Annotated in this window: 11 protein-coding genes; 7 read left to right on the plus strand and 4 right to left on the minus strand. The window is 65.8% G+C overall.

Going from position 1 to position 20,948, the window contains the following annotated elements:
* Positions 1–3: 3 nt before the first annotated feature.
* The 4 genes from glgC to AC1ZQA_RS08925 all read left to right on the plus strand — a co-directional run bounded on the left by glgC (position 4) and on the right by AC1ZQA_RS08925 (position 7,070).
* A complete protein-coding gene (gene glgC, locus AC1ZQA_RS08910; protein WP_482676618.1) occupies positions 4–1,332 on the plus strand; it encodes a glucose-1-phosphate adenylyltransferase in 1,329 nt (442 codons plus the stop codon).
* Complete coding sequence (gene glgA, locus AC1ZQA_RS08915; protein ID WP_482676619.1) at positions 1,325–2,875, plus strand: glycogen synthase GlgA; 1,551 nt, start codon at positions 1,325–1,327, stop codon at positions 2,873–2,875. The genes glgC and glgA overlap by 8 nt, the downstream gene beginning before the upstream one ends.
* Positions 2,872–5,355, plus strand: coding sequence for a glycogen/starch/alpha-glucan phosphorylase (locus AC1ZQA_RS08920; protein ID WP_482676620.1), 2,484 nt, complete (start codon positions 2,872–2,874; stop codon positions 5,353–5,355). The genes glgA and AC1ZQA_RS08920 overlap by 4 nt, the downstream gene beginning before the upstream one ends.
* A 206-nt stretch (positions 5,356–5,561) precedes the next feature.
* The gene (locus AC1ZQA_RS08925) at positions 5,562–7,070 is read left to right on the plus strand and encodes a phosphoheptose isomerase (protein WP_482676621.1); all 1,509 of its coding nucleotides are present in this window, start codon (positions 5,562–5,564) and stop codon (positions 7,068–7,070) included.
* A gap of 215 nt (positions 7,071–7,285) precedes the next feature.
* On the opposite strand, the gene clpA is transcribed toward AC1ZQA_RS08925, so the two are convergent.
* From clpA to uvrA, 4 genes are all read right to left on the minus strand, one after another.
* Positions 7,286–9,595 carry an ATP-dependent Clp protease ATP-binding subunit ClpA gene (gene clpA, locus AC1ZQA_RS08930; RefSeq protein ID WP_482676622.1) on the minus strand — a complete coding sequence of 770 codons (2,310 nt, stop codon included), beginning with the start codon at positions 9,593–9,595 and terminating at the stop codon, positions 7,286–7,288.
* A gap of 10 nt (positions 9,596–9,605) precedes the next feature.
* A complete protein-coding gene (gene clpS, locus AC1ZQA_RS08935; protein WP_482676623.1) occupies positions 9,606–9,932 on the minus strand; it encodes an ATP-dependent Clp protease adapter ClpS in 327 nt (108 codons plus the stop codon).
* A 289-nt stretch (positions 9,933–10,221) separates the two neighbouring features.
* Positions 10,222–11,472, minus strand: coding sequence for an NADP-dependent isocitrate dehydrogenase (gene icd / locus AC1ZQA_RS08940; protein ID WP_482676624.1), 1,251 nt, complete (start codon positions 11,470–11,472; stop codon positions 10,222–10,224).
* Positions 11,473–11,557: 85 nt separating this feature from the next.
* Complete coding sequence (gene uvrA / locus AC1ZQA_RS08945) at positions 11,558–17,398, minus strand: excinuclease ABC subunit UvrA (protein ID WP_482676625.1); 5,841 nt, start codon at positions 17,396–17,398, stop codon at positions 11,558–11,560.
* Between the two features lie 195 nt (positions 17,399–17,593).
* Here uvrA and AC1ZQA_RS08950 point away from each other — a divergent pair, with 195 nt between their 5' ends.
* Genes AC1ZQA_RS08950 through AC1ZQA_RS08960 form a run of 3 tightly spaced genes read left to right on the plus strand, consistent with a single transcriptional unit; the run spans position 17,594 to position 20,933 of the window.
* Positions 17,594–18,565, plus strand: coding sequence for a M23 family metallopeptidase (locus AC1ZQA_RS08950; protein ID WP_482676626.1), 972 nt, complete (start codon positions 17,594–17,596; stop codon positions 18,563–18,565).
* A gap of 9 nt (positions 18,566–18,574) precedes the next feature.
* Entirely contained in the window at positions 18,575–19,069 is a 495-nt protein-coding gene (locus AC1ZQA_RS08955; RefSeq protein ID WP_482676627.1) for a bactofilin family protein, read from the plus strand.
* Between the two features lie 58 nt (positions 19,070–19,127).
* A complete protein-coding gene (locus tag AC1ZQA_RS08960) occupies positions 19,128–20,933 on the plus strand; it encodes an ABC transporter transmembrane domain-containing protein (protein WP_482676628.1) in 1,806 nt (601 codons plus the stop codon).
* The last annotated feature ends 15 nt before the right edge of the window (positions 20,934–20,948 follow it).

Consider the following 20,948-nt stretch of genomic DNA (forward strand, 5'->3'; position numbering starts at 1 on the left):
GCCATGAATCAGAACCAACCGCTGAGCCCGATGTCCCTGCAAGACCGCCAGACCCAGCCGCACATGCTGGTGCGCCGCTCGATCGCCCTGGTGCTGGCCGGTGGGCGCGGCTCGCGACTCAAGCAGCTCACCGACAAGCGGGCCAAGCCCGCGGTGTATTTCGGCGGCAAGTTCCGCATCATCGACTTTGCGCTGTCCAACTGTGTGAATTCCGGCATCCGCCGCATCGGCGTCATCACCCAGTACAAGTCGCATTCGCTGCTGCGCCACCTGCAGCGCGGCTGGAGCTTTCTGCGCGCCGAGCTCAACGAAATGGTCGATCTGCTGCCCGCGCAGCAGCGGGTCGACGAGGAACACTGGTACCGCGGCACGGGCGATGCGGTGTATCAGAACATCGACATCATCCAGTCGAGCAAGCCCGAGTACGTGGTCGTCCTCGCCGGTGATCATGTCTACAAGATGGACTATTCCATCATGCTGCAGGATCACGCCACCAGCGGCGCGCAGGTCACGGTGGGCTGCATCGAAGTGCCGCGCGCCGAAGCCAGCGCCTTCGGCGTGATGGCCATCGACGCCAGCCGCAAGATCGTCGAGTTCGTCGAGAAGCCCGCCAACCCGCCGGGCATGCCGGGAAACGAGGCGATGTCGCTGGCCAGCATGGGCATCTACATCTTCAACGCCGCCTATCTGTACCGCATGCTCGAGGAGGACATGGCCGACGCGGCCTCCTCGCACGATTTCGGCAAGGACATCATCCCCAAGGCGGTGCGCGAGGGCATGGCGCATGCGCATCCGTTCTCGATGTCCTGCGTGCAGGGCGGGCAGCAGAGCAAGCCGTACTGGCGCGATGTCGGCACGCTCGATGCGTTCTGGGCCGCCAACCTCGACCTGGCCTCGGTGATGCCCGAGCTCAATCTCTACGACACCGAATGGCCGATCTGGACCAGCCAGCGCCAGCTCCCTCCCGCCAAGTTCGTGCAGGACCATAACGGCAGCCACGGCCAGACGATCAACATGATGGTGTCGGGCGGCTGCATCATCTCGGGCTCGGCGGTCAGCAACTCGGTGCTGTTCTCCAATGTGCGGGTGCATTCGTTCTGCACCCTCAATGAATGCGTGCTGTTGCCCGATGTGGTGGTCAACCGCTCGTGCCATCTCAACAAGGTCATCATCGACCGCGGCTGCGTGCTGCCCGAGGGCATGGTCATCGGCGAAGACCCGGTGCTCGACGCCAAGCGCTTCGAGCGCACCAGCGGCGGCGTGGTGCTGGTGACCAAGAAGATGCTGCGCGCGCTGGGCGAGGCAGAGCTCAACGAGGAAGACGATGACTGACACGCGTCCTCCCGGTCAGGCTGCGCCCGCTGCGACCCAGCGGCCTGATGGCAGCGGCTGCCTCCGCGTGCTGCAGGTCAGCGCAGAAATCTTTCCCCTTCTCAAGACCGGCGGTCTGGCCGACATTGCAGGCGCCCTGCCCGCTGCGCTGGCCACTGCAGCATGCGATGTGCGTGTGCTGCTGCCCGGCTTTCCCGCCATCGTTGCCGGATTGCAGGACGCCACCGCCATCGGCCAGTTTTCGCTGCCCTGGGGCGAATCCGTCAGGGTGCTGTCGGGCGCGCTTCCTGCCGTGCAGGGTGCCGAGGGCGCTGCGGTGCGCGCGTATGTCCTGGAGGCACCCGGCCTGTACGACCGTCCCGGCAACCCCTACGAAGACGCGCAGCGCCGCCCCTACGCCGACAACCATCGCCGCTTCGCCGCACTGGCCTGGTGCGCGGCGCGGCTGGCACGCGACTTCGACCCAGACTGGACGCCGCAAGTCGTCCACGGCCACGACTGGCATGCCGGGCTGGTTCCAGCCTGTCTGAAACTCACTGCGGGCAAGCAGGTGCCCTGCGTATTCACGGTGCACAACCTGGCGTATCAGGGCATTTTTTCCGCCGATGTATTCGGCGATCTGGGCCTGCCGCCGTCGGCCTTTCAGGTGGACGGGCTGGAATTTCACGGCCAGATCTCCTTCATGAAGGCCGGGCTGTTCTACGCCGACAAGATCACCACCGTCAGTCCCACCTATGCACGCGAAGTCCAGACCGCCGAGCAGGGCTTCGGCCTCGACGGCCTGCTGCGGACCCGCCGGAGCGACCTGACCGGCATTCTCAACGCGGTCGACACCCAGGTGTGGAACCCCGCAACCGACATCCACATTCCCCGTCATTACACCGCCGATCATCTGGCCGGCAAGGCCAAATGCAAAGCCGCGCTGCAAGAGGAAGCCGGGCTCACGGTGAGCAAGGACGCGCCGCTGTTCACCGTGGTCAGCCGCCTCACCGAGCAAAAGGGGCTCAACCTGGTCCTCGCCGGAATTGACACCATCTTGCAGGGCGGCGGGCAACTGCTGGTGCTGGGCAGCGGCGATCACGAGCTCGAAAACGCCTTCCGCCACGCCGCGCAGTCGCACAAGGGACACGTGGCGCTGCGCGTGGGTTACGACGAGCCGCTCGCCCACCGCATCTTTGCCGGCAGCGACATCACCCTCGTCCCCTCGCGTTTCGAGCCCTGCGGCCTGACCCAGATGTATGGCCTGCTCTATGGCAGTCTGCCGCTGGTGCGGGCCGTGGGCGGTCTGGCTGATACCGTGATCGACGCCGATCTCGCCACCCTGGACGACGCGACCGCAACAGGCATCGTTTTTGCTAACTTTTCCGAGGCGGATTACCGTCATGCGGTCCGTCGCGCGCTGGCCTTGTACCGCCAGCCGCGCGCCTGGGCTCGGGTGCGGCAAACCGGCATGCATCAGAATTTCAGCTGGACGCAAGCGGCCCAGCATTACCGCGCGGTGTACATCGCCGCCCTCCCCGATCTTTCTCGCGCATCAACATGACTCCCGAACCCAACCCGCCCATCCCCGAAGCCGCCGCCATCCCCTTTGTCCACGACACGCCGCCCCACGACGTTGCAGCGCTCAAGCGCGCGATTTCCAACAAGCTGATGTTCCAGATCGGCAAGGACCCGCAGTCCGCCCAGCCGGTGGACTGGCTGCACGCGGCCTCGTATGCCGTGCGCGACCTGATGGTGCAGCGCTGGTTCGACACCACGCACACGCGCAATGCCAAGGACGCCAAGCAGGTCTACTACATGTCGATGGAGTTTCTCATCGGCCGCGCCTTCAGCAACGCCCTGATCGCGCTCAAACTCACGGAGTCGCTGCGCGCCGCGCTGGCCGAACTCGGTGTGGACATGGACGCCATTGCCGACCTCGAACCCGATGCCGCCTTGGGCAACGGTGGCCTGGGCCGTCTGGCCGCCTGCTTTCTCGACAGCATGGCCACGCTGGGCATTCCCGGCACCGGCTACGGCATCCGCTACGACTACGGCATGTTCCGCCAGACCATTGTCGATGGCCGCCAGGTGGAGACGCCCGACTACTGGCTCACCGCCGGCAACCCCTGGGAATTTCCACGCCCCGAGGTGGTGTACCGCGTGCAGTTCGGCGGCCATGTCGTCAAGGAAGGCGACCGCGCCCGCTGGGTGGACACCCACGATGTCGAGGCCATGGCCTATGACACCATCATCCCCGGCTATGACACCTCGACCACCAACACCCTGCGGCTGTGGTCGGCCAAGGCCACCAGGGAAATCGACCTGAGCGCCTTCAACCGGGGCGACTACTTCGGCGCGGTCGAACAGAAAAACCACTCCGAAAACGTCTCGCGCGTGCTCTACCCCGACGACTCGACCGACGCCGGGCGCGAGCTGCGGCTGCACCAGGAATACTTTTTCTGCAGCGCCAGTGTGCAGGACCTGGTGCGCCGTTACCTGCAGACGCATTCCACCTTCGACCAGTTCGCCGACAAGGTGTCCATCCACCTCAACGACACCCATCCGGTGCTCGCCATTCCCGAGCTGATGCGCCTGTTCCTTGACGTGCACCACCTGCCGTTCAACGACGCCTGGCGCATCTGCCAGGGCGTGTTCTCCTACACCAACCACACCCTCATGTCGGAGGCGCTGGAAACCTGGCCGATCGACATGCTGGGCCGCGTGCTGCCCCGCCACCTGCAGATCATTCTCGACATCAACGCCCACTTCCTCACCCGCCTGACGCAAAAGCACGGGCACGACGTGAACCTGATGCGCCATGTCTCGCTGGTCAACGAATCGGGCACGCGCTCGGTCCGCATGGCCTACCTGGCCGTGCTCGCCAGCCACTCGGTCAACGGTGTGTCGGCGCTGCATTCCGAACTGATGCAGCAGTCCATCTTTGCCGACTTCGCCAAGATCTGGCCCAACCGCTTCAACAACAAGACCAACGGCATCACCCAGCGCCGCTGGCTGGCGCTGGCCAATCCGCCGCTGGCCGCGCTGCTCGACGAGACGATTGGCGTCCATTGGCGGCGCGATCTGTCCGAGCTGGCCAAGCTCCGCCCCATGCTGGGCGACGCGTCACTCATCCACAAGTTCCAGGCCGCCAAGCGCAGCAACAAGGTGCGGTTCGCCGCGTGGCTCAAAACGCATCACAACATGACCATTCCGGTGGACGCGCTGTACGACGTGCAGGTCAAGCGCATTCACGAATACAAGCGCCAGTTGCTCAACGTGCTGCACGTCATCACCCGCTATCTGCGCATCCTCGAACAGCCCGGCAGCGTGACCGTGCCGCGCGTGGTGATCTTCTCCGGCAAGGCGGCCTCGGCCTATCACATGGCCAAGCTCATCATCCAGCTCATCAACGATGTGTCCAAGACCATCAACAACGATGACCGCGTGGGCGACTTGCTCAAGGTGGTGTTCGTACCGAACTACAGCGTGAGCGCGGCCGAAGTCATCATTCCCGCGGCCGATCTGTCCGAGCAAATCTCCACCGCGGGCACCGAGGCCTCGGGCACCGGCAACATGAAACTGGCCGTCAACGGCGCGCTGACCATCGGCACCCTTGACGGCGCCAATGTGGAAATCCAGGAGAACGTCGGAGCCGACAACATTTTCATCTTCGGCATGACCGCAGGCGAAGTGACCGACCTGCGCATGACCGGCTATCAGCCCCAGGCCATCGTCAGCGGCAATCCGGAACTCGCCCGTGTGCTCGACGCGATTCGCGATGGCCGCTTCAGCCCCGAGGAACCGCATCGCTACCAGAGCATCTACGACCTGCTGGTCAACTGGGGCGACCACTACATGCTGCTGGCCGACTATGCCAGCTATATCGCCACGCAGGCCAAGGTCGATGCGCTCTACCGCAAACCCGATGAATGGGCGAAAAAGGCACTCACCAATGTGGCCGGCATGGGGCCGTTCTCCTCCGACCGCACCATCGCCGAATACGCCGAGCAGATCTGGCACACCAAGCCCTTGCTAAGCTGAAGCCTATGGCGACACTGAATGAGTCCTTGTGATGCTGCGCGTCGGGTTACGAGATGGGCTGCAAGGCGCACATCCTCGCCATAGCCCAAGCTATGGCGAGGATGTGCAACGCCGCAGACCGCCCGCAGGCCGGATGCGCAGCGCGCAAGGGACTTGTTCGGTGTTGCCCTGTACCGTCACATCAACCCAACGGCTGTTCAACGCATATGCCCACACCCAAGACCATCGACACCGCCGGCCTGCGGCTTGAGTTCACCCGTCACGGCGAGCAGGCGCTGGCCACCGCGCTCAAGACCCTCGCTGCGCTGCCCAACAAGCCGCAGGATCTGGTGAACAAGACGGTGCTCAACGGCAGCGAAAACCGGCCAGCCTGGCACGTCCTGTCGCGTCTGGGCAGCCAAGGCATGGACGCGCCCTCGCAGGCTGCAGCCGATTTTCTGCACGGCGAATTCGCCCGCATGGCCGATTGGGTCGATGCACAGGTCGAGGCAGCTGGACCGCAGGGGCTGGACATCATTCACCTGGGCGCCGGCGGCTCCGAAACTCCGATGCTCGCGCTCCACACCGCGCTGTCGGTGCTGCAGACACCCCGCTGCCGCGTGCACTGGGTGGCCAACCTCGACGGTGCCACCATCGACGCCGCGCTGGCTGCAGCAGTTCCCGAATGCACCTGGATCCTCATCAACAGCAAGTCCTTCCGCACCCAGGAAGTGATGCGCAACGCCGATATTGCCCAGCGCTGGCTCGGAGACGCGATCGGCGCCGACAAGGCCCGCGAGCGGCTGGTGGCGCTGACCGCCAACGCCGAGCTGGCGCTGCAGCGCTTTGGCCTGCCCGCCGATCAGATCTTCCGCTCCATGCCGGAGATCGGCGGCCGCTTCTCGTTGTGGAGTACCCACGGCATGGTGTTGCTGCTGGCCTTTGGCCGCGAGACGGTCACCCAGCTCCACGCCGGCGCGCATGCGATGGATGCCCACTTCCTCAACACCCCGCTGGAGAGCAGCGCGCCGGGCCTCATGGCCGGGCTGTCGCACGCCTACCGCGTGCGATTCGGTCTGCCGCTGCTGTCCATCGGCCTGTATGGCGATGCCTTCTCGCGCATGCCGCTGTACCTGCAGCAACTGCTGATGGAATCGCTGGGCAAATCCACCAGCGCCGACGGCATGCAGCCGGTCCACGTCAGCGGCCCGGCGGTGATCAGCGGCGTGGGCACTCCGGTGCAGCACACCTATTTCCAGCTGCTGCACCAGGCGGCTGTGCCGGTGTTCCACGAAATCGTCGCCGTCGCGCATCCGTGGCACAAACATCTGCGCGAGCACCTCGCGCTGCTGGCCAATGCGCTCGGTCAGGCCGATGCGCTGTGGAACGGAAAGGACGCCTCCAGCTGGCAGGTCGAACTCATGTCGCAGGGCATGAGCCAGGAAGCCGCCGCGCGCGCCGCCCACCACCGCGCCTGCCCTGGGGGCCGCCCCTCCACCTTCATCTGGATGGAACGCCTGAGCGCCTATCACCTGGGCGCTCTGCTGGCGCTGTACGAGCACCGCACGGTCGTTGAGGGCTGGCTCTACGGCATCAACCCCTTTGACCAGTGGGGTGTGGAACTGGGCAAGACCCTGGCAACGAAAATCGAGAACGCCCTGCTGTCGCAGAACGCTCAGGGCCTGAGCGCCGAAACCGCTGCCTCCATCGACTACCTGCGCGCCCACAGCGGCTGAACCCAGTTGTGCGCAGCACCGAATGACGGTGTCGCGCCGTGGCTATGGACTGGCCTGCCCGACTGGATGCGCATCAGCGGCCGACGGCCTGGAGATGGTCTGCACAACCCACGCCGCAAGGCGGGCGGATGCAGACCTGTTCACGCGGTGAAACATGGTTTGCTTGTGCCGAATGAAATTTGACTCGCGTCAAATTCAATCGGCACGAACAACCCTCACACAGCGGCGTCTTCTGCCTCTTTCCTCTTCGCCCGTGGTTCAGGCGGGGTGATGTCGAGCTTGATCTTCTCTTTGTCGGCTGCGGTTTCGTCGATATCGACCGACACCCGGCCGCCATCGACCAGACGGCCGAACAGGAGTTCGTCGGCCAGCGCGCGGCGCAGTGTGTCCTGGATGAGACGCTGCATCGGGCGGGCGCCCATGAGTGGGTCGAACCCGGCCTTGGCCAGATGCTTGCGCAGGGCGTCGGAGAACGTGATGTCCACTTTCTTCTCGGCCAGCTGGCCTTCGAGCTGGAGCAGGAACTTGTCGACCACGCGCAGGATGATGGTTTCGTCCAGCGGCTTGAAGCTGATGGTTGCATCGAGCCGGTTGCGGAACTCCGGAGTGAACAGCCGCTTGATATCGGCCATCTCGTCGCCCTGCTCGCGCTTGGTCGTGAAGCCGATGGTGGATTTCTGCATGGCTTCCGCACCGGCATTCGTGGTCATGATCAGAATGATGTTGCGGAAATCGGCCTTGCGCCCGTTGTTGTCGGTGAGGGTGCCGTTGTCCATGACCTGCAGCAGCACGTTGAACACATCGGGATGCGCTTTCTCGATTTCATCGAGAAGCAGCACGGCATGCGGCTTCTTGGTCACAGCCTCGGTGAGCAGGCCGCCCTGGTCGAATCCAACATAGCCCGGTGGCGCGCCGATCAGGCGCGATACGGTGTGCCGCTCCATGTATTCGGACATGTCGAAGCGGATGAGATCGACGCCCAGGGTGAACGCGAGCTGCTTGGCGACCTCGGTTTTGCCGACGCCAGTCGGGCCGCTGAACAGGAAGGCGCCGATGGGCTTGTCAGGCTTGCCCAGGCCGGAACGGGCCATCTTGATGGCGGCGGCCAGCGCGTCGATGGCGGCTTCTTGTCCAAACACGACGTTTTTCAGGTCACGGTCGAGATTCCTGAGCTTGGAACGGTCGTCGGTGGTCACGCTGTGCACCGGCACGCGGGCGATCTTGGAGATGATTTCCTCGATCTCGATCTTGCCGATGGTCTTCTTCTGCTTGCTCTTGGGCAGAATGCGCTGCGCCGCACCGGCCTCGTCGATGACATCGATGGCCTTGTCGGGCAGGTGGCGGTCGTTGATGTACTTGGCGGAGAGTTCGGCCGCAGCAGACAGCGCACCGGGTGAATACTTCACCCCGTGATGCTCTTCGAACCGCGACTTGAGGCCGCGCAGGATTTCAACGGTCTGCTGCACACTGGGCTCGACCACGTCGATCTTCTGAAAGCGGCGCGACAGCGCGGCGTCCTTTTCGAAAATGCCACGATACTCGGTGAAGGTGGTGGCGCCGATGCACCGCAACTGCCCCGAAGACAACGCGGGTTTGAGCAGATTGCTGGCATCGAGCGTGCCGCCAGAGGCCGATCCCGCGCCGATGAGGGTGTGAATTTCGTCGATGAACAGCACCGCGTGCGGCTTTTCCCTGAGCTGCTTGAGCACGGCCTTCAGACGCTGCTCAAAGTCACCCCGGTACTTGGTGCCGGCCAGTAACGCGCCCATGTCGAGTGAATAGACCACGGCGTTCTCGAGAATGGCGGGCACCTGCCCCTGAGTGATGCGCCAGGCCAGGCCCTCGGCAATGGCGGTCTTGCCCACGCCAGCCTCGCCCACCAGCAGCGGGTTGTTCTTGCGGCGACGGCACAGAACCTGGATCACACGCTCCACCTCATGCTCCCGGCCGATGAGCGGATCGATCTTGCCTTGCTGCGCCAGCAGGTTGAGGTTCTGCGTGAACTGGTCGAGCGGTGATTCCTTGCCCTCTTTCTCATCCGCATCATCACTGGGCGACGAGGCCGACTTGGCCGGCTCCACCGGCTCGGACTTGCGGATGCCATGCGAGAGAAAGTTCACCACATCCAGCCGCGTGACGCCCTGCTGGTGCAGGTAATAGACCGCGTGCGAATCCTTTTCGCTGAAGATGGCCACCAGCACATTGGCGCCGGTCACCTCTTTCTTGCCGTTGGAGGTGGATTGCACATGCATGATGGCGCGCTGGATCACCCGCTGGAAACCCAGCGTGGGCTGGGTGTCCACATCGTCCGAGCCCGGCACGATGGGGGTGTTTTCCTTGATGAACGCGGTGAGACTCTTGCGCAGATCGTCCAGATTGGCCGAACACGCGCGCAGTACCTCGGCAGCAGAGGGGTTGTCGAGCAGTGCAAGCAGCAGATGCTCGACGGTAATGAATTCGTGGCGCTGTTGGCGCGCCTCGACAAAAGCCATGTGCAGGCTGACTTCCAGTTCTTGCGCAATCATCACGAGCCTCCTAAATGGCTTCCATCACACACTGCAAGGGGTGACCGGCCTGACGGGCCGCACCGATCACCTGCTCCACCTTGGTGGCCGCGATGTCGCGGGTATAGACCCCGCAAACGCCGCGCCCATCCTGATGCACTTTTAACATGATTTGCGTCGCCGTTTCGCGGTCTTTATTGAAAAAGTGCTGAATCACGACAACCACGAATTCCATGGGCGTGAAGTTGTCGTTGAGCAGGATGACCTGATACATCGACGGCGGCTTCAGCCGCAGCGTCTGGCGTTCAACGACGACAGCGCCGCCGTCATCTGGAGGGGTTGGATTGGATGCAGCCATGAGCAAAATTGTAGGGAGGTCTGCTGTTGTCTGTCTGCTTCCGAGGGTAATTCCGCAGGGCGTCGCAGGTTGGGACAGGCAGGTGCCGAGCCATGCATTTGCGGGGGGCTTTCTGGATTGCAAGAGGGGGTGTTTCCGCATGCGGTTCGTCCAGGAAAAAAGACCGCACAGGGCGGTCTTCTTTTTGAGCCCCCCTGGGTCGGCTCGCCGACCTGCCCCTCGTGGGGGTCAAGGAATTTTGGGGCGGCCCTGTGTCCCTGAGAGTGCGCGGAGCTCCGCAGGCTCGAACTCACATGTGGTCGATCATCACCTGCCCAAAGCCGGAGCAGCTCACCTGTGTGGCACCGGGCAGCAGGCGGGCGAAGTCGTAGGTCACCTGCTTGGACAGGATGGATTTTTCCATGCTGGCAATGATGCGGTCTGCCGCCTCGAACCACCCCATGTGACGCAGCATCATCTCGGCCGAGAGGATTTCCGAGCCGGGGTTGACATAGTCCTTGCCGGCGTATTTCGGTGCGGTGCCGTGGGTCGCCTCGAACATGGCCACGCTGTCGGACAGGTTCGCCCCCGGCGCGATGCCGATGCCGCCCACCTGCGCGGCGAGCGCGTCGGAGATGTAGTCCCCGTTGAGGTTGAGCGTGGCGATCACGTCATATTCCTCGGGGCGCAGCAGGATTTGCTGCAGGAAGGCATCGGCGATCATGTCCTTGACCACGATATCGCGCCCGGTCCTGGGGTTCTTGAAGGTCATCCACGGCCCGCCGTCGAGCAATTGGGCACCGAATTCCTTCTGCGCCAGGCCATAGCCCCAGTCGCGGAAGGCGCCTTCGGTGAACTTCATGATGTTGCCCTTGTGCACCAGGGTGACGGACTTGCGGTCGTTGTCGATCGCGTATTGCATGGCCTTGCGCACCAGCCGCTCGGTGCCCTGGCGCGACACCGGCTTGATGCCGATGCCCGAGGTGTCGGGGAAGCGGATTTTTTTCACCCCCATCTCGTTGATGAGGAAATGCACCACCTTCTTCGCACCGTCCGACTCGGCCGCCCATTCGATCCCGGCGTAGATGTCTTCCGAGTTCTCGCGGAAGATGACCATGTTGGTCTTTTCCGGCTGCTTCACCGGCGAGGGCACGCCCTGAAAGTAGCGCACCGGGCGCAGGCAGACATACAGGTCAAGTTCCTGCCGCAGCGCCACGTTGAGCGAGCGGATGCCGCCGCCCACGGGTGTGGTGAGCGGACCTTTGATCGACACCACGTAGTCTTTGAGGATCTGCAGGGTGATTTCAGGCAGCCAGACGTCCGGGCCGTAGACACGGGTGGCTTTTTCCCCCGCGAAAATTTCCATCCAGGCGATCTTGCGCTTGCCGCCGTAGGCCTTTTCGACTGCCGCATCGACCACCTTGATCATCACTGGGGTGATGTCGAAGCCCGTACCGTCGCCCTCGATGTAGGGGATGATGGGGTGATCGGGAACGTTGAGCGAAAAGTCCGGGTTGACCGTGATTTTTTCTCCGGCGGGAATGCGGATGTGCTGATCCATGAGGGGTCTCCTGAGGGTGTAACCCGCGCATTCTATGCCGCTGCAACGCCGGACTGAAACAGTCTTGTATATGACATAAGACTGCTCAGATGACCGGCCGCTGCCCGCCAGCGGCGTGCTGTGCCCAGGCGTCACGCAGGGCCTGCGCGGTGTGGCCCGCAGCGCCCGCTTGCAGGAAATCCTTGACTGTGCCTTGCTTCACCAGCCGCCCTCCGCCCTTGCCCCCTTCGGGGCCGAGGTCGATCAGCCAATCGGCGTTGGCCATCATGTCGAGGTCGTGTTCGATCACCACCACAGTGTGGCCGCTGTCGGTGAGCCGGTGCAGCACGCGGATGAGCTTTTCGGTATCGGTCTTGTGCAGACCCACCGTGGGTTCGTCCAGTACATACACCGTGGGCCGGGTTCCGGCGGTGGCGAGTTCGGTGACCAGCTTGATGCGCTGCGCCTCGCCGCCCGACAGAAACGGGCTGGGCTGGCCAAGCTGCAGATAGCCCAGGCCCACGTCCTGCAACAGTTGCAGGGCGTGATGCAGCTTGCGGTGCGCGCCGAAAAACTCCACGGCTTCATCGACTTCCATCTGCAACACCTCCCCGGCGTTGCGGCCACGCAGACGCACGGCCAGGGTTTCCGGGTTGAACCGCAGACCATTGCAGTCGGTGCAGGGCACGGTGACGTCGGGCAGGAAGTTCATCGCTACCTTCACCGCGCCCTGCCCTTCGCAGGTCGGACAGCGGCCGGGACCGGTGTTGAAGGAGAACCGGCTGGCGGTGTAGCCGCGAACGCGGGCCTCTTCGGTGTCGGCAAACAGCTGGCGGATCGCTTCCCAGATGCCCAGATAGGTCGCGGCGCACGAGCGCGGCGTCTTGCCGATGGGCGACTGATCGACTTCGAGCACGCGCTCCAGGCCTTCCCACCCGGTGAGATCGGCGGCACTCGGCAGATCGGAGCGATCGCCGCCAAGGCGCTGACGCAGCGCGGGCAGCAGCACGTCCCGTGCCAGGGTGGATTTTCCCGAGCCGGACACGCCGGTGACCACACTCAGCCGCCCGCGCGGAAACCGTGCGCTGAGGCCCTGCAGATTGTGCAGATGCGCGCTGTGCAGATGCAGCGCAGGGGTTTGCGTGCTGGTGAGCGGGCGCGGTTGCAGCGGCCAGGGCATCGGGTCACGGAGGCTGCGGGCGGTCGCGGTGTCGGCCTGCTCCAGCACGGACTGCAGGGTGCCGCTGGCAACCACCTGCCCGCCGCGACGGCCCGCGCCGGGGCCGATGTCGATGAGATGATCGGCGCGGCGCATGGTGTCTTCGTCATGTTCGACCACGACCAGGGTGTTGCCCTTGGCCTTGAGTGTGGCCAGCGCGTCGAGCAGGATGCGGTTGTCGCGCGGATGCAGACCGATGGTCGGCTCGTCCAGCACATAGCACACCCCGCGCAGATTGCTGCCGAGTTGCGCCGCGAGCCGGATGCGCTGCGCCTCGCCGCCAGAGAGCGTGGGCGCGGCGCGGTCCAGCCCGAGATAGCCCAGTCCCACCTGGCGCAGGAACGCCAGGCGACTGCGGATTTCGCTGATCGCATCGCGCGCGATCTCGGCCTCGCGCGGGCTGAGCTGCAGCGCATCGAACCAGGCGCTGGCCGTGTCCACATCGCGCGCGGCGAGCTGGGCAATGGACTGCGCGCGGAACTGCACCGCAAGGCTGTCGCGGTTGAGCCGGGCGCCGTGGCAGCTTGGGCAGGTTGTCGGCGCAGGCGCCTCGGTTGCGGGAATCGGCTTGGAGCCCTTGCCTGCCTTGCTGCGCGGTGCGGATTTCTCACCCTCGACCTCGGTCCAGGCCGCTTCTTCGCCGGTCTGCGCGGCGTCGAACCCGGCGATCAGTTCGCCGGTGCCGAAGCAGGTCGGGCACCAGCCGGTCGGCGAGTTGTACGAAAACTGCCGCGGATCGAGTTCGCGAAAACTCCGCCCGCACCCCGGGCAGGCGCGCTTGGTCGACAGCAGCAGGCTGCGCATCGCCGGCTCGGGCTGGCCGCTGGCCATCGCATCCTTCAACCCATCGAGCGGGGCGAGCACCAGCACCACGCCCTTGCCCAGCGCCAGCGCGCGGCGCAACAGCGCGCGCAGCTCGGGTTCGTTGTCCGGGCCCACCACCAGATCGCCCACCGGCAGCTCGATGCTGTGCTCCTTGAAACGGTCCAGCCGTGGCCAGGGATCGGTCGGGACGAAGGCGCCGTCCACGCGCAGATGGGTATGGCCCATGCTGCGCGCCCACACCGCCAGATCGGTGTAATAGCCCTTGCGCTGCACCACCAGCGGCGCGAGCAGGCCGATGTGCTGGCCGCGCCAGTCGCGCAGCAGCTGCGCAGCGATGGCGTCCGCGCTCTGCGGCTCGATCGGGATGTTGCAATCGGGGCAGTACTGCGTGCCGCACTTGGCGTAGATCAGCCGCAGGAAGTGATACGCCTCGGTGAGCGTGCCGACCGTGCTCTTGCGCCCGCCGCGGCTGGTGCGCTGCTCGATCGCCACCGTCGGTGGGATGCCGAAAATGGCTTCGACGTCCGGACGCGCCGCCGGCTGGACGAACTGCCGCGCGTAGGCGTTGATCGATTCCAGATACCGCCGCTGCCCCTCGGTGAACAGCACGTCGAACGCCAGCGTGGACTTGCCCGAGCCGGACACGCCGGTGATCACGGTCATCTGCCCGCGCGGGATGTCCACATCGAGCCCGCGCAGATTGTGTTCACGTGCGCCGCGGATGGCGATGAACCCGCACTTGCCGGCGCGCAGCGCGGCCGCGAGGTGCGGCCCGGCGGCGTCGGTGTACGCCGCAGCGGGCTCTGCGGCCTGGAGGAGCAGCGGCGCGTTGGCTGCTTCCCCCTCCCGGCCTCCCCCACGCGTGGGGGAGGTGAAAACCCCCTCCCCACACTGTGGGGAGGGTCGGGGTGGGGCGTGGTCGCGTGCCGCCGCATCGCGCGCCAGCGCCTGGCCGGTGAACGACGCGGCGCGGGCGGCGAGTTCGTCGGGCGGGCCGGCGAAGATCAACGCGCCGCCCGCATCCCCGCCTTCCGGGCCGAGGTCGATCACCCAGTCGGACGCGGCGATCACGTCGAGGTTGTGCTCGATCACCACCACGGTGTGCCCGGCGTCGAGCAGCTTGCGCAGCGCGCGCAGCAGCTTGGCGACGTCGTCGAAATGCAGCCCGGTGGTCGGTTCGTCGAACAGGAACAGCGTGCCCTTGCGCGCCAGTCCGTGCCGCGATTTGGCGGCTTCGGCGAGAAAGCCGGCGAGCTTGAGGCGCTGCGCCTCGCCGCCGGAGAGCGTCGGCGTCGGCTGGCCCAGGCGCAGATAGTCCAGCCCCACGTCGGCCAGAGCCTGCAGCGGTCGGGTGATCTCGGCGTGGCCGCGGAAGCGCTGCAGCGCCTCGGCGACGGTGAGGTCGAGCACCTCGGCGATGTCGAGCGCGCCAAAGCCGCCCTGCTCGGGCAGACGCAGTTCGAGCACCTCGGGGCGGTAGCGCTTGCCGTCGCAATCTGGGCAGCGCAGATAGACATCCGAGAGGAATTGCATTTCCACATGCTCGAAACCCGAGCCGCCGCAGGTGGGGCAGCGGCCGTCGCCGCTGTTGAAACTGAAGGTGCCCGCGGTGTAGCCGCGCTCGCGCGCCGCAGGCAGCGCAGCGAACAGCGCGCGGATGCCGTCGAACGCGCCGACGAAGCTCACCGGGTTGGATCGCGCGGTCTTGCCGATCGGCGACTGGTCGACCAGCACCACGTCGGCCAGCTGCTCGGCACCGAGCAGCCGGTCGAACGCGCCGGGCGCGGGCGCGGTCTTGCCCAGCGCACGCGCCAGCGCGGGGTAGAGCACGTCGCCGATCAGGGTAGACTTGCCGCAGCCCGACACGCCGGTGAGCGCGGTCATCGCGCCCAGTGGAATCTCGACCGTGAGCGATTTGAGGTTGTGCTCGCGTGCGCCTTCGAGAGTGAGCCGCGGCGCGAGCAGCCCACCGGCCTGATCGCGGCGCGGGGTGCGGCGGCGCGGCAGCGCATCGCTCACCCGCTTGTCGCCGCGCAGGTAGCGTGCGGTGAGCGTGTCCGCCTGCAGCGCCTGCGCGACCGTGCCCTGAAACACCAGCTGCCCGCCGCGCTCGCCCGGGCCGGGGCCGATTTCGACCATCCAGTCGGCGGCGCGCATGAGCTGCGGGTCGTGCTCGACCAGCAGCAGTGCGTTGCCCGCGTCCTTGAGCCGCTGCAGCACCCCGCTGAGGCGGTCCAGATCGCGCGGATGCAGACCGATCGACGGTTCGTCGAGCACGAACAGCGTTTGCGTCAACGCGGTGCCGAGCGCCGTGGTCAGGTTGATGCGCTGCACCTCGCCGCCGGACAGGGTGCGCGACTGGCGGTCCAGCGTGAGGTAGCCCAGCCCCACGTCGCACAGGAATTCCAGCCGGGAGCGGATGTTGTCGAGCAGCATGGAGCTGGCCGCTGCGGCCATGTCGCCGGGCAGTGCGAGTGTGGCGAACCACTGCCGCAGGCGCGAAATCGGCAGGCTGTTGAGGTCGTGCAGGCTCAGCCCGGGCAGCGCCGCCAGAGTGGGTTCGCTCCAGTTCACCCCGACCGGGCGAAACCGCTGATAGCCGCCCGCGAGCGCCGCGTCCGCCTGCGGGCGCGTGCCCACGCGCCACAGCAGCGCCTCGGTTTTCAGCCGCGCCCCGGCGCAGGCCGGGCAGACGGTGTAGCTGCGGTATTTGGACAGCAGCACGCGCACATGCATCTTGTAAGCGCGGCTTTCCAGCCAGTCGAAATAGCGGCGCACGCCGTAAAACTGCTTTTGCCAGTCGCCGCGCCAGTCCGGGTCGCCGTCGAGCACCCAGTTGCGTTCGCGCGCGGTCAGCTCGGCCCACGACACGTCCAGCCGCACCCCGGCCTGCGGCGCATAGCGCTCCAGATCGGTCTGGCATTCGGCAAAGCTCTGCGTCTGCCAGGGCTTGACCGCGCCGGCGCGCAGGGTCTTGCGCGGGTCGGGAATCACCAGGTCGAGATCGACGCCGATCACCCGGCCAAAGCCGCGGCAGGTCTCGCAGGCACCGACCGGCGAGTTGAAGCTGAACAGGCCGGGGCTCGGGTCGCGGTAATGGATGTCGCAGTCTGGGCAATGCAGATCGGCGGAATATTTCCAGTGCGCGCCGGGCGCGGCCGAATCACCGGTGAGTTCGCGCACCTCCATGCGGCCCTGACCGAAGCGCAGCGCGGCTTCCACCGCTTCGTTCAGCCGGGCGGTGTCGTCCGCGGGCAGGCGCAGGCGGTCCTGCACTACGTCGAGCACCAGGCCCTGCGCCGTCTGCCGCTCGCCCAGGATGCGGGTATAGCCCTGCGCGGCAAGTTGCTGGGTGATGTGCTCGGCAGTCATGCCCTGGGGTATGGCGACCGGAAAAACCACCGCACATCGCAGGCCGCTCCGCTCCCGCGCGCGGTGCTGGATGTCCTCCGAGATGCTCTGCGCCGAATCCCGCCGGACCGGCGCGCCGCAGCCGCGGCAAACCAGCTGCGCCGCACGGGCGAACAGCAGTTTGAGGTGATCGGCCAGTTCGGTCATGGTTCCCACGGTCGAGCGCGAGGTGCGCACCGGATTGGTCTGGTCAATGGCGATTGCCGGAGGGATGCCCTCGATGCGGTCGACCTGCGGCCGATCCATGCGATCGAGAAACTGTCGCGCGTACGGCGAAAACGTCTCGACATAGCGCCGCTGGCCTTCGGCGTAGACCGTGTCGAACACCAACGAGCTCTTGCCCGATCCCGAAACCCCTGTGACCACGACGATCTGTCCCAGCGGAATGTCCAGGTCGAGGTTCTTGAGGTTGTTCTGTCGGGCGCCGTGGATGCGGATGGCGTCGCTACCCGCAGAGGAATTCGGCGTTGTGTTGGGGGAATGTGCTGTCATCCAGGCAATATACAGTCAGGTTTTGATGACCGCGTACTGCGGGATTTGGCCTTGTGCACCGCGTTGTGAGACCACAATCGCCCCCCCTCGGCCGCGCCCGGTGGAGCATTCTGGTCTGCTGCACGACACCTGCATTTGCGGGGGTTGACGTCCCCCGATGGATAAAATTGCTGACCTCTTGACCGCGCACTTCCGATGATGCGACTGCCCAAGCGCCCCGCCCTGCTCTCTGCCCTGTTCGGCAAGCCGGAGAGCGCGCGTGCGGCGGCGCATTCGCGGCATCTGGAGATCCTCATCACCCGGCCGGGTCACCCTGCGCACAGCCTGCGCATCGATCTCGACGCGTTGCGGCGCGTGGCGCTGTGGGCCGGCGCGGCGCTGGCGCTCTGGCTGGCGATCACGCTCTACATGGCTTGGGCGCAGATGTCCGGCGCAGACGCCCGGCAGCGCGCCGAACGGCTGGCAGCCCAAGCGGCGGCCACCCAATCTGCCAACGCCCGACTCCAGGCCGAAAACGGCGCCATGGCAAACAATCTGCTTGCGTTGAAAACCAAAGTGGACAGTCTGGCAACCACCATGCGCGGGTTCGTGCAGCAGCGCGCACAGGAATTTCCGGTGGAGGCAAGGAACAGGAATCAGGGCGGCATCGCCGCGCCGCTGAATCTGGCCAATGCCCCGGCCATGCTGCACGACGAGGTCGACCTAATCGCCGCCCGACTGAATCTGCTGCTGCCGCAGGCGCAACACCTGGCCGCACTGGAAGCCGCGCGGCCGATGGGCGAGCCGGTTCCGGGCTCCGCCGACATCACTTCCGATTACGGTCTGCGTCCCAATCCGCTGGGCCGCGGGCTGGAGTTTCACAACGGCGTCGATTTCGGCGTGAACGTCGGCACCCCCATCCACGCCACCGCCAACGGTGTGGTCGAAAGCGCGGGGTGGAAAACGGGCTACGGCAACTGCGTGGTCATCGACCACCCCTTTGGCTATCGCAGCCTGTTCGGCCATCTGAGCAAAATCCTGGTCAAGCCGGGCGACCCGATTCAACGCGGGCAAGTCATCGCCCTGTCCGGCAACTCCGGCCGCTCCACCGGCCCGCATCTGCATTACACCGTGTTCTTCGGGGACAAGACGCTCGACCCCGCCACCTACCTTCTCGCCACACGATAGGACTTGCCCATGTTCAAGCCGAAAACTCCGAAGACCACCGACGTCTGGGCCAAGGACGCCAACACGACCACGGCCGCTGCCGCAATGCCCAGCAGCCCCTCCGCGCTGACCTACATCGGTGCAGGCAGCGAGGTGCGTGGCGATTTGCGCACTGCGGGCAACCTGCGCGTGGACGGCGCAATTTTCGGCACGGTACAGGTGGATGGCGACCTCGAAGTCTCCTCCACCGGCTCGGTGGAAGGCGAAAGCGTCAGCGCCCGCAGCGTGCTGGTGCATGGCTGCATCAAGGCCAAGGTGCATGCCAGCGAGCAACTGCGCATTCACGGCCGGGGCAGGCTGGAGGGTGATGTCACGGCGCAATCGCTCGACATCGAAGCCGGGGCGCATTTCATCGGCTACAGCCGCACCGGCGTGGAACAGCCGGTGGACGTGCTGCAGATCGACCATGACGCACAGGACGCAGAGCGCGGCCTCGGTGACGCGGCGACGCAACCTGCCGCTTGACGCCCACGGTTTGACATCCATCCAGCACGGTGCAAAGGCGGCATGCTGTAATGAATGCATGTCCGCCGAATACGCCTCGTCCCGCGCCCTTCCCCTCACCGACAAACGTCCGCGCAGCCGTTCCGTGCGTTCGCTGAGCGGGCTGCTGCCGTTTCTGCGTCCGTATCGCGGACGCATTGCGGCCGCACTGCTGTTCCTGCTGCTGGCTGCCGGCAGCACGCTGGCCTTCCCGATGGCGCTGCGCTGGTTGATCGACGCCGGCATGCTGCACGCCCAGGCCAGCCGCGCTGCGCTGGGCTGGCATTTCGCCGGGCTGTTCGGGCTGGCAGTGGCGCTCGGGGTGTTTTCCGCAGCGCGCTTTTACATGGTGAGCTGGCTGGGCGAGCGCGTCACTGCGGATGTGCGCAGCGCGGTCTATGCCCATGTGCTGCGGCAAAGCCCCCAATTCTTCGAGCACACGCAGACGGGCGAGGTGATTTCGCGGCTGACCACCGACACCACGCTGGTACAGACCGTGGTCGGCACCAGTTTCTCCATGGGCCTGCGCAACGTGGTCGTGCTGCTGGGTGGCATGACCATGCTCATCATCACCAACCCCGGCCTGATGCTGGGCGTGCTGGTCGTGATTGCAGTCGTGGTTGTTCCGGCGGTGCTCATCGGACGGCGGGTGCGCGGTCTGTCGCGCGCCAGCCAGGATCGCATTGCCGATGCCAGCGCGATTGCCAGCGAGGTGCTCGCCGTCATGCCGGTGGTGCAGAGCTATGCGCGGGAGGCCGACGAAGCGCAGCGCTTTCGCGATTCCGCCGAAACCGCCTTCCGCACCGCGGTCAGCCGCAACAAGGTGCGCGCGCTGCTCACCGCCTTCATCATCGTCGCCATGTTCGGTGCCCTGCTCTACGGCCTGTATCTGGGCACGGTCTCGGTGATGGAAGGCCGCATGAGCGCGGGCACGCTGGGGCAGACGGTGCTCTACATCGGCCTGGTCGCCGGTTCCGCCGCGGCGCTGGCCGAGGTGTTCGGCGACCTGCTGCGTGCGGCCGGAGCCACCGAGCGGCTGATGGAACTATTGAATGAGCAGTCGCCAGTGCGCAACCCAGAGCATCCGGTGGCCCTGCCAGCGGTGCGCGGCGGCTCCGCAGTCGTGCTCGATCATGTGCGATTTTTCTACCCGTCGCGGCCCGACAGACCGGCGCTCGACGACTTTTCGCTGCGCATCGAGCCCGGCGAGACGATCGCCCTGGTTGGCCCGAGCGGCGCGGGCAAGACCACGGTGCTGCAACTGCTCCTGCGCTTCTACGATGCGCAGCAAGGCAGTATCCGCATCGACGGGGTGGACGTGCAGCAGGCCGATTTCACTGCGCTGCGTCAGCGCATCGGCCTGGTGCCGCAGGACGCCGTCATTTTTTCCGCCAGTGCGGCCGACAACATCCGCTACGGCCGCCCCGACGCCAGCGACGCCGAAGTGCGGGCTGCCGCGCACGCGGCGCAGGCCGAGGACTTCATTGTCGACCTGCCCCAGGGCGACGCGACCTATCTGGGCGAACGCGGCGTGCGGCTGTCGGGCGGGCAGCGCCAGCGCATCAGCATCGCCCGCGCCATTCTGAAAAACGCCCCGCTGCTGCTGCTCGACGAGGCCACCAGCGCACTCGACGCCGCCAGCGAACGCGATGTGCAGACTGCCCTCGAACACGCCATGCGCAACCGCACCACCCTGGTCATCGCCCACCGCCTGGCCACGGTGCAACGCGCCGATCGCATCGTGGTGATGGATCAGGGCCGCATCATCGATATCGGCACCCACGCCGAACTGATGCAACGTGGCGGGCTCTACGCCAGCTTGGCCGCATTGCAGTTCATGCAGTGATGCCCACGCACCTGC

Source organism: Thiomonas sp. DCM-2, from assembly GCF_056820905.1.